This window comes from Saliniramus sp. (assembly GCF_035311605.1).
Classification (GTDB): domain Bacteria; phylum Pseudomonadota; class Alphaproteobacteria; order Rhizobiales; family Beijerinckiaceae; genus Saliniramus.
On sequence record NZ_DATGCW010000067.1, the window covers coordinates 1 to 9,154 of the forward strand.

Here is a 9,154-nt window from a genome sequence, read left to right on the forward strand (position 1 = left end):
AGCAGATGGGGGGCGACGCGCCTTTGATGGCGGAGATCATTACGCTGCAGACACTTCTGGCGATTCTGACAATGCCGATTATGATAACACTTCTGATCGCCTGACAGCTGCACACGCACAATTCAGAATTTTGCACAACCGCGTGAAAAACCGTCGACATAATGCAACTTTTTGATGTAAGTTGATTTGCATCTAATATAGGTTGCAAAGCGACTGGTCACGCGCAATGCCGCGCTGCCGGCGGTTCGAGCCTCGGGGTCATGCATGCCTTTGCCAAAGCGCAAGAATCAGGATTCGGACAATACGGCGCGTCAAACGACGTCCGAGGGACCGGATCAACTCGAAACCGCACGCTATATCGCGGCGCTCAGTGCGGAACTGAGCATGATGGCGCGCCGGGCAGATCTGCCCCTGCTCAGCTATTTTCTGGAAATGGCCCGCACCGAAGCCGCGAACGCGGCGCAGCCCTTGCGCCGAGCCGGTAAAGCTGCCCGCGAGCGCCAGCCACCATCCGATCAGAGCTGACCGGATCCGGCTTTCCGCAAAACGCCAGACCGCTCACCCGGTCAGCAGCGCAACCGCATTGCCGCCGTGGCGCTCCAGCCGACCGCCGATTTCGAGCTCCATCAGCACGCTGTGCACGATCCGCACGGGCAGCCCCGATTGCCGCGACAGGTCATCGACGGAAACCGGGCTGGGACCGAGCAGATCGAGCATTACCTGCCGCGGATCGGCCTCTGGCGTGCGCGCAAGCGCTTCCCCGTCATCCGGCGCATCAGCGAGGGCCTGCGCGCGATCCGGCTCTTCAGGCGGAACCGGCGCGCGCACCGGAGTGATCAGCGGCTCGGCGAAATCAAGGAAATCGAGCTCGTCCCACAGATCCTCGACATCCTCTCCGGCGAATTCCTCGCGCGCCTCTATTCGGCTTTCCCAATCGGTATCGATCAGCGGCATCAGCGTTTCGACGACATGTTCGGCGCTCGCGCAGAGATTGGCACCTTGACGAATCAGATCATTGGTCCCCTCCGCGCGCGGATCGAGCGGGGAGCCCGGAACGGCGAAAACCTCGCGGCCCTGCTCCATGGCGAAACGCGCGGTGATCAGCGAACCCGAGCGCCGCGCCGCCTCGATCACCACGACACCCAGCGACAGAGCCGAGACGATGCGGTTGCGGCGCGGGAAATCGCGGGCACGCGGCTCCCAGCCGAGTGGCATTTCCGAGATCGCCGCCCCGCCTTCCGCGACGATGCGCTCCAAGAGCGCCTTGTTCTGGGCAGGATAGATGCGATCATGCCCGCCGGCGAGGATCGCGATCGTGTGTGCCGGCACCGCCTTGTGCGCGGCTGTGTCAATCCCGCGCGCAAGCCCCGAAACAACGGTGAAACCCGCCTCCCCCAATTCTCCCGCGAGCCTCCCCGTGAAGGTGAGCCCGGCGGCAGAGGCGTTGCGTGACCCGACAATGCCTACAGCGGGACGATGCAGGATGGCGGCATCCCCGCGCATGCAGATGATCGGCGGCGCGGTATCGGCCGCATGCAGGGGTTTGGGATAATCCGGCTCGCCCATGGCGATGAAGCGCGCGCCAAGCCGTTCTGCGGCTTCCATCTCGCGCAGAACCTGGGAACGCGAGGCGATGCGGATGGCGTTGCGACCACCCTTGCGCGCCAGATCAGGCAAGGCATCGAGCGCATTCGCCGCGCCGCCATAGCGGTTGATCAGCGCACGGAAGGTGCGCGGCCCCACATTCTCGCTGCGAATCAGACGCAGCCAGTCGATCCTCTGTTCGTCACTCAGAATTGCCGTGTTCATCCCGCTTCTTGCCGATCCTGCTTTCACTTCCCGCAACCAATCTGGAAATGTTTTCCCGATGTTTCCACCAAATCAGGATTGTAAGCAAGATGGCAAGTTCCACCATCTGTCCTTCTCCCAGCCACAACAGGGCGGCGGGCGCCGCGAGCGAGGCGAGGAGCGCAGAGAGGGAGGAATAGCGCGTGGTCGCAGCGACGATAAGCCAGAACCCGCAGAAGATCAGCGCCGTCCAGAGGTTGAGCCCGATCAGGACGCCGATATAGGTTGCGACTCCCTTGCCACCACGAAAGCCCAGCCAGACCGGATAGCAATGTCCCAGAAACGCACCGAAACCGGCGAGTATCGCCGTATTCGGCCCCCATTGCCAGGCGACCCACACCGCAACCGTGCCCTTGAGTGCATCCAGAAGGAGCGTCGCGGCGGCGAGATCCTTGCGACCGGTGCGCAGCACATTGGTGGTGCCGATATTGCCCGAGCCGATCTTGCGCACGTCGTCGAGGCCCGCGAGACGGGTGAGGACGAGGCCGAAGGGGATCGATCCGAGCAGATAGCCGAACAGGCCCGCCGCCAGGAAATAGGGCCAAGCCAGCGCCCAGCTCATGGTTTCAGGCATGTCTCCTCCCCCGGAAACGGGTGCGCCGTCTCATCTGGCATGATCAGTCTTCGAGCCGATGCACGCAAGCCCCGCCGACATAGGTGCGCAGCACCTGCCCCTCGAGGCGGGCCTCGTCGAAAGGCGTGTTCTTGGAGCGCGAGTGCAGATCGTCCTTGTCCAGCACGTATGGCATGTCGGGATCGAACAGCACCAGATCCGCCGGCCCACCAATCTCCAGCCGCCCGCCCGGGATGCCGAGAATTTCCGCCGGGCGCGTCGACATGGCATGGAGCAGCCGCACGAGCGGCACTGCATCGGCATGATGCAGGCGCAGGGCTGCCGAAAGCATCGTCTCGACGCCGACCGCCCCGTTCGCCGCCTCGGCGAAGGGCAGCCGCTTGGTCTCGACATCCTGGGGATCGTGATCGGAGACGATGACGTCGATCGTGCCGGCGGCGAGCGCGGCGATCACGGCGAGCCGCTCATCCTCGTGGCGCAGAGGCGGGGAGAGTTTGCAGAAGGTGCGGTAGTCGCCGATGTCATTCTCGTTGAGCGTGAGGTGGTTGATCGAAACGCCGCAGGTTACAGCAAGGCCGGCCTGTTTCGCGCGATCGATGATCTCCACGGAATCCGCACAGGAGACCAGCGCCGCGTGATAGCGCCCGCCGGTCAGGCGCACGAGCCGCATGTCGCGCTCGAGCGGAATCGTCTCCGCCTCGCAGGGAATGCCGAGCAAGCCGAGCCGCGTGGCGAATTCGCCCTCGTTCATCACCCCGTCGCCGGCGAGATCGCCGTCCTCGCAATGGTTGATCAGAAGCGCTCCCGCATCGCGGGCATAGAGCAGGGCCCGGCGCAGGACGCGCGCGTTTGAGACGCTCCTCGCGCCGTCGGTGAAGGCGATGGCGCCGGCCTCGCCGAGGAGGCCGAACTCCGTCATCTCATGGCCCGCGAGCCCCTTGGTCAGCGCGGCCGCGGGGTAGATGCGCACCTGCGCCGTATCGCGGGCGCGGCGCAGGACGTAATCGACCAGCGCGGGATCATCCACCACCGGGCTGGTATCGGGCATGGTCAGGATGGTGGTGACGCCGCCCGCCGCCGCCGCCGCGCTGAGCGAAGCGAAGGTCTCGCGATGTTCAGCTCCCGGCTCGCCGACGAAGGCGCGCATGTCGATCAGCCCCGGCGCCAGAACAGCCCCGCCGCAATCGACCACCTCGGCACCGTCCGGCCCCTGTGGGAAGCTGCCCCAGGCGATATCGGCGATCACCGCGTTCTCGATCCGCAGCGCGCCGAACCCGTCGCGGCCCGTGGCCGGGTCGATCAGGCGGGCATTGGTGAGGATGACGGGAGCGTTCGACATGGTCGCCTCGCTGGGGCTGTTGCTTCGTGACGGGCGGGATCAGGCCTTGCCGGGCAGATGCATCGCGAGCGCCTCGAGCACGGCCATTCGCACGGCCACGCCCATCTCGACCTGCTCGCGGATCAGCGATTGCGGCCCGTCGGCGACGTCGGAGGCGATCTCGATGCCACGATTCATCGGGCCGGGATGCATCACCAGCGCATCCGGCGCGGCGAGGGCGAGCTTCTCGCGGTCGAGCCCGTAATAGCGGAAATATTCCTTCACCGAGGGCACGAAGGAGCCGTTCATGCGCTCGCGCTGGAGGCGCAGCATCATCACGATATCGGCCCCGGCCAGCCCCTCCTCCATGCGCGAGAACGTCTCGAAGCCGAGTTGCGCGATCCCGGCGGGCAGGAGCGTCGAGGGCGCGACGAGGCGCACCCGCGCGCCCATCACGGCAAGCAGGATCATGTTGGAGCGCGCCACGCGCGAATGCAGGATATCGCCGCAGATCGCCACGGTGAGCCCGGCGATGGTGCCCTTGTTGCGGCGGATGGTGAGCGCGTCGAGCAGCGCCTGGGTGGGATGCTCGTGCGCGCCGTCGCCGGCATTGATCACCGAGCAATCGACCTTGCGCGCCAGCAGGTTGACCGCGCCTGCCGCATCATGGCGCACGACGATCAGATCGGGCCGCATGGCGTTGAGCGTGGCGGCGGTGTCGATCAGGGTCTCGCCCTTCTTCACCGAGGAGGACGCGACCGACATGTTCATCACATCGGCACCCAGCCGCTTGCCCGCGAGTTCGAAGGAGGCCTGCGTGCGCGTCGAGGGCTCGAAGAACAGGTTGATCTGCGTGCGCCCGCGCAGGGTCGCCTTCTTCTTCTCGACCTGCCGCGAGACATCGACCGCCGCATCGGCGAGATCGAGCAAGGCCTTGATATCGAGCGGCGAGAGGCCCTCGATGCCGAGGAGGTGGCGGTGCGGGAAACGGGGCTGTGCGTCTGTCATCGTGAAACAACGCCTTAGCCGCGAATCCCACGCCCCGCAAGCACTCCGGCACGGGCTGCGGCGATGATCCACGAAAACCGCACGCGCCCCCTTTCGCGGGGCGGTGAGAGCGCCTATATTCGAAGTGTCGTCGCAAGACGACTATGGCGATAAACGATTGTCAGAATAAACCCTTCGGACCCGGGGGCGGTACCCGGCGCCTCCACCGAAGCCCAGAGCGCGAGAGCTGGGTTTCGGTGGGGGCGAAACAGGATCGACGGGGGCGTAAAAGGCAACCTTTTGCTCGGCATGGTACCGCCGTTATCGGGCCAAAACAGTAGTTGCGAATGACAACTCTGCTATGGAAGTCCGTGCGGCCGCGTAATGCGGCTTAAGGATTCCGATCCAAGTCCTGGCGGTTAGCGTCGTCAGGCGGGGTTCGGAGGCACCTGGCAACAGAAGCCTCCACTTCATTCCCACTTTCCTATGGCGCTTTCGTGCCACATATTGCATCAATGGGCGCGATCACGATACCAGCCCAGTACGAACAGCCGAGCGCCGGACACAACCATGACGCAAGACCTGATCCGCTACGATCTCCTCGTACAGGACGCCCTGAAGGGCGTGGTGCGCAAGGTTCTGGGAGATGCCGCCCGCGAGGGGCTGCCCGGCGAGCATCATTTCTACGTCTCCTTCCGCACCGATTTCCCCGGCGTGCGCCTGTCGACGCGCATGCGCGAGAAATACCCCCAGGACATGACGATCGTGCTGCAGCACCAGTTCTGGGATCTTTCGGTGACCGAGCATGCGCTGGAAGTCGGGCTTTCCTTCTCCGGCGTGCCCGAGCGGCTTTTGATCCCGTTTGACGCGCTGACCGGCTTCTTCGACCCCTCCGTGCAGTTCGGCCTCAAATTCGAGTTGCAGGATCCCCCTGCCCTGTCCGGCTCGGGCGATGCGGGCGACAAGGCCGATAACGGCGTCGCCACGCTTCGCCCCGCATCCGGCCCCGCATCCGGCCCGGCCCCCGCCCGCAGCCTGCGCGGCGCCGGCTCCGAACCCGATACCGCCGAACCGGCGGCAGCAGCCGGCGAATCCGGCGCGGCGGCAGAATCCGGGAGCGCGGGCGAGACGCCGGACGCGCCGAAAAAGGCGACGAAATCCACGTCGAAATCCAGGCCCGCCAAAAAGACCGCCGGCAAATCCGCCGACAAGAGCGATGCCGACAAGTCAGATGCCGAGAAGGCCGATGCCGGGAAGGCCGATCCGGATGAGTCGGCGGAGGAAGCCCCCGAGGACAAGACCCCCGGCGCCGAAGTCGTCAGCCTGGACGCGTTCCGCAAGAAGAACTGAACGCCGCGCCAAGAGACCCCCTCCATGAAGCGCTCGCCGGAACTCCCCTGTCCCGCCGTGGAGAGGGGTTGAAGGTGAGGGGCGCATCAGGTTAAAGCGCGGGCGCAAATGAAGGCCGCAGCCGTCATCAACGCTGGGATTATTCATCCACGCCCCTCACCCCCGGCCCCTCTCCACGAGGGAGAGGGGAGGTCGCGAGCCCGTCAGGCGGCGAGGGGCTGGGGGGTGCGCAGGTTCTCGACATCCTCGCGGATCGCCTGCAGGTGGGTGTGGATGGTGTCGGAGAGGGTGCGCAGGGCGCTGCGGGAATCGCGGTCCTGGATGTCGGCGAGCGCCATGTCGAGGGCGATGAAGAGGGCGCGCAGGTGGCCGAGATCGTCGGTGATGTCGAGGAGCGCGATCTGCGATTCGTCCGGCAGAGCCGGCGATGCGGCGGGCGAAGTTGCGGGCGATGCGGCGCACCAGGCCTCGAGCAGCGCCTTCATCTGCGCGATTTCGGCGGGTGAGCGGCGAACGCCGTCTTTGGTGAAGACGCGCGCGAGCCAGGCGGCGTCTGCCGGGGTCAGGCCGTGGTTTTCTTCATGGTTCGAAGAAGGGTTGTTGCCGGAAAAGGGGTTCATGCCAGCCCCCTTTCGTCTGCCGGGACCGTGACGCTTGCATGAATCACACCCGGACATACCGAGATCACTTCCGCCACGCGGGCGGTTTTGGTATCGCTGATTGCAGCCATTGGAAAAACTTTCCTTTTCTGATGGTCAGAGCCGGGTGGGAGGGGGCATCCTCCTGCTCGGCTCGGTTGTGATTCTAGCGGGAATGCGTGATGGGTCAAGAGGTGGGGTGTGGATGAGTAAAGGGGTGTCGAAAGCCGTCAACATCATTTGTTCGCTTCGAATTTTAATTTCGGCGCATAATAAAAATATACAATACATTTAGATAGACACTTCCTTTAGAAGAAGCATCATTCCCCAAGTAACATTGACTTTCGCTTCATGCTTCTTGGTATTGAGTCAAGTATAATATCGGAATTCTTGTAATTCATTTCATTAATATTGTATCTAAAAATTATGAATAAAGATTTATTTATAGAAGAAGATAGTTTTCTCAATGTTGAAATATCTGAATTTGCATAGCTAATTTTGAATTTCGAGAAATTTTCGAACGAAGTAACTTGTGACATATAGTCAAATTTTGTTGAATGCACGGTTTTACACAACGAAGCGTACAAAGACTCAATTTCAGCCGTCAGACGCAGAAAATCTTGATCTTGACAGAACATATTTTTCGAACTTGAAAACAATTCAAATACTGACTTAATTTCAAAGACATTTACACTCTTATGAATCAGTGTTGCCCTAAGAAAATTCTCTATTGAACTACGAGCCAGAACACGGGCCGGTTTATAAAAATTGAGAACAAATAAATAAAATGAGTGAGATAGATCAGATGTACACTCTCGAATAAATAATTTTAATTCATCATCGATATCCGCCTTCCTTTGAAGAAAACTATTCCATATAAGAACCGCCTTAAACTGCTTGTACGCTGACTTAAACGCTGGGCGAATTTTTTGATTACGAATATCCTTGCTGCTAAATTGAAGATTATCAATAAAATCTTCAATCTCACGCAAATCAGCATCAATTGATTTCACTGTCACCCCTCCAATAAGCCTTGGATTACTTCGTTCCAAGATAGACCAGAGGCACGTTGATCAGCTAAGTTCTGCCGTGATTTATGATTATCAATGACACCATCTAATGCCACTAATATACGCTGCAGTCTAAAGGGATCCGCCTGTTCAGCAGTACACACAACATGTCCTATGAGCTCGAATTTTGATTTCTTTCGCCATCTTGGAATCGATATTCCAAGTGCTATTTCGCTAAACTCAACGATGTCTTCATTATTAGGAAAAAGATTTTCATCTTTCATGAGGGCTGGCAATACACCAGTCAACAACCTTGCAGATGAAGCATTATCAATAGATTTATTCTTTAATCTAGATGTTACTTTACTAGCTTTATCAATTTGCTCGGCCAAATTTCCGATGGCACGAAAATCTAAGTCTTCATAACTTGACAGGAGCCATGACATTTCTTCCAAGAAGCGAAGCAAGGCCTTTGGATCATTCCTTTTCGAGCCTTTTCGAGCGGATCGCGATGTACCTGATTCATGCATTTTCAATTCTCTTGAGCAGCTCGCTAGTGATTGATGTCAGAGCACGCTTCGCATCGGCCCCTCCCGGCAAATCAAGAATGAGGGATTGCTCACCCTGCCCCCTAGCGACTGCGGTTCGATGCGGCAAATCTGGCTTATAGCGCTTATCTCGCCAAACACGATTTCTATCAAGGAAATTCGACGCATCCGTATAGACCTTCGTTCGTCGGTCGACCAGCGTCAAGACCACTCCAATACACTCAATGTCATGGCCATGGTTTTCCGAGCACCTTCCGATAACCGCTCTCAGAAGATCTATGCCAACTCGTGATAAAGGCTCAGGTTTTACAGGAACAATATAGTATTTAGACGCCAGAAGAGCACTTGACATATAGTGAGATGGCGTCGGTGGTGTGTCAATTATCACAAAATCGTATTTATTTTTCTTAGCAAGCTTCTCTAAATACCGCTTCAATCGAAGCTCTTTGCCCTGTCCTGAGCCCATTTCAATTCGGTATACTTCAAGATCCCCCGGTATTACATCAAACCTATCTTTGTAGGACCATGGCGTAACGTCTTCTAATTTTGTTGGAGTCTTCGTGACTTCCCCCTTCACAGGACTTATACTTGGCCCTGGGTTCTCGTTGAAAATATCAACGATAGTGTGCTCTCCAGCCTCACGCTTCCTCACATATTCCTCGCCACTGTAAAGACATTGAGTGGCATTAAATTGCGGATCCAAGTCGATTAGCAATACTCGCTTTTCATGCCGTCGACTCAAGGCATCGGCGACGTTCACCGCCAATGTGGTTTTGCCGACTCCGCCTTTCATATTTACGAAACTGATGACGTCCATGCGATAGCCCCTCCACGGTTGAAAACCGGCATTGCTTTCTTTTACTCGATGCAACTGAAAGAAT

General features: G+C 59.2%; 10 protein-coding genes, 1 other RNA gene and 1 pseudogene. 4 read left to right on the forward strand and 8 right to left on the reverse strand.

What is annotated here, in order from left to right:
* Both VKP01_RS03225 and VKP01_RS03230 read left to right on the forward strand, forming a co-directional pair.
* A pseudogene (locus VKP01_RS03225) lies at positions 1-104 on the forward strand (AEC family transporter); the annotation flags it as partial.
* Between the two features lie 160 nt (positions 105-264).
* Positions 265-525, forward strand: coding sequence for a hypothetical protein (locus tag VKP01_RS03230; protein WP_324410218.1), 261 nt, complete (start codon positions 265-267; stop codon positions 523-525).
* 33 nt (positions 526-558) lie between these two features.
* Here the strand turns inward: VKP01_RS03230 and dprA are convergent, their stop codons facing one another.
* From dprA to VKP01_RS03250, 4 genes are read right to left on the reverse strand one after another with little or no spacing between them, the layout of a single operon-like run.
* Entirely contained in the window at positions 559-1,809 is a 1,251-nt protein-coding gene (gene dprA, locus VKP01_RS03235) for a DNA-processing protein DprA (protein ID WP_324410220.1), read from the reverse strand.
* Positions 1,787-2,422: a glycerol-3-phosphate 1-O-acyltransferase PlsY gene (gene plsY, locus VKP01_RS03240; protein WP_324410222.1), complete on the reverse strand. Its 636-nt coding sequence runs from the start codon at positions 2,420-2,422 to the stop codon at positions 1,787-1,789. The genes dprA and plsY overlap by 23 nt, the downstream gene beginning before the upstream one ends.
* Positions 2,423-2,465: 43 nt before the next feature.
* Positions 2,466-3,761 (reverse strand): dihydroorotase, encoded by a 1,296-nt coding sequence (locus VKP01_RS03245; protein ID WP_324410224.1) that lies wholly within the window; start codon positions 3,759-3,761, stop codon positions 2,466-2,468.
* A 39-nt stretch (positions 3,762-3,800) separates the two neighbouring features.
* The gene (locus VKP01_RS03250; RefSeq protein WP_324410226.1) at positions 3,801-4,748 is read right to left on the reverse strand and encodes an aspartate carbamoyltransferase catalytic subunit; all 948 of its coding nucleotides are present in this window, start codon (positions 4,746-4,748) and stop codon (positions 3,801-3,803) included.
* 87 nt (positions 4,749-4,835) lie between these two features.
* Here VKP01_RS03250 and ssrA point away from each other — a divergent pair.
* Positions 4,836-5,197, forward strand: a transfer-messenger RNA (tmRNA) gene (ssrA, locus tag VKP01_RS03255).
* A gap of 100 nt (positions 5,198-5,297) precedes the next feature.
* A complete protein-coding gene (locus VKP01_RS03260; RefSeq protein WP_324410228.1) occupies positions 5,298-6,077 on the forward strand; it encodes a ClpXP protease specificity-enhancing factor SspB in 780 nt (259 codons plus the stop codon).
* A gap of 203 nt (positions 6,078-6,280) precedes the next feature.
* Here the strand turns inward: VKP01_RS03260 and VKP01_RS03265 are convergent, their stop codons facing one another.
* The 4 genes from VKP01_RS03265 to VKP01_RS03280 form a co-directional block, all read right to left on the reverse strand.
* Positions 6,281-6,697 (reverse strand): hypothetical protein, encoded by a 417-nt coding sequence (locus VKP01_RS03265; protein WP_324410229.1) that lies wholly within the window; start codon positions 6,695-6,697, stop codon positions 6,281-6,283.
* 338 nt (positions 6,698-7,035) lie between these two features.
* Positions 7,036-7,728 (reverse strand): hypothetical protein, encoded by a 693-nt coding sequence (locus VKP01_RS03270; protein ID WP_324410231.1) that lies wholly within the window; start codon positions 7,726-7,728, stop codon positions 7,036-7,038.
* 2 nt (positions 7,729-7,730) lie between these two features.
* A complete protein-coding gene (locus VKP01_RS03275) occupies positions 7,731-8,255 on the reverse strand; it encodes a hypothetical protein (RefSeq protein WP_324410233.1) in 525 nt (174 codons plus the stop codon).
* A complete protein-coding gene (locus tag VKP01_RS03280) occupies positions 8,248-9,090 on the reverse strand; it encodes a ParA family protein (protein WP_414706503.1) in 843 nt (280 codons plus the stop codon). The genes VKP01_RS03275 and VKP01_RS03280 overlap by 8 nt, the downstream gene beginning before the upstream one ends.
* Between the last annotated feature and the right edge of the window lie 64 nt (positions 9,091-9,154).

Bases quoted from the DNA above. Each gene is read 5' to 3' on its own strand.
- VKP01_RS03230 (WP_324410218.1), top strand. From the start codon at position 265: ATGCCTTTGCCAAAGCGCAAGAATCAGGATTCGGACAATACGGCGCGT.
- dprA (WP_324410220.1), bottom strand. From the start codon at position 1,809: ATGAACACGGCAATTCTGAGTGACGAACAGAGGATCGACTGGCTGCGT.
- plsY (WP_324410222.1), bottom strand. From the start codon at position 2,422: ATGCCTGAAACCATGAGCTGGGCGCTGGCTTGGCCCTATTTCCTGGCG.
- VKP01_RS03245 (WP_324410224.1), bottom strand. From the start codon at position 3,761: ATGTCGAACGCTCCCGTCATCCTCACCAATGCCCGCCTGATCGACCCG.
- VKP01_RS03250 (WP_324410226.1), bottom strand. From the start codon at position 4,748: ATGACAGACGCACAGCCCCGTTTCCCGCACCGCCACCTCCTCGGCATC.
- VKP01_RS03260 (WP_324410228.1), top strand. From the start codon at position 5,298: ATGACGCAAGACCTGATCCGCTACGATCTCCTCGTACAGGACGCCCTG.
- VKP01_RS03265 (WP_324410229.1), bottom strand. From the start codon at position 6,697: ATGAACCCCTTTTCCGGCAACAACCCTTCTTCGAACCATGAAGAAAAC.
- VKP01_RS03275 (WP_324410233.1), bottom strand. From the start codon at position 8,255: ATGCATGAATCAGGTACATCGCGATCCGCTCGAAAAGGCTCGAAAAGG.
- VKP01_RS03280 (WP_414706503.1), bottom strand. From the start codon at position 9,090: ATGGACGTCATCAGTTTCGTAAATATGAAAGGCGGAGTCGGCAAAACC.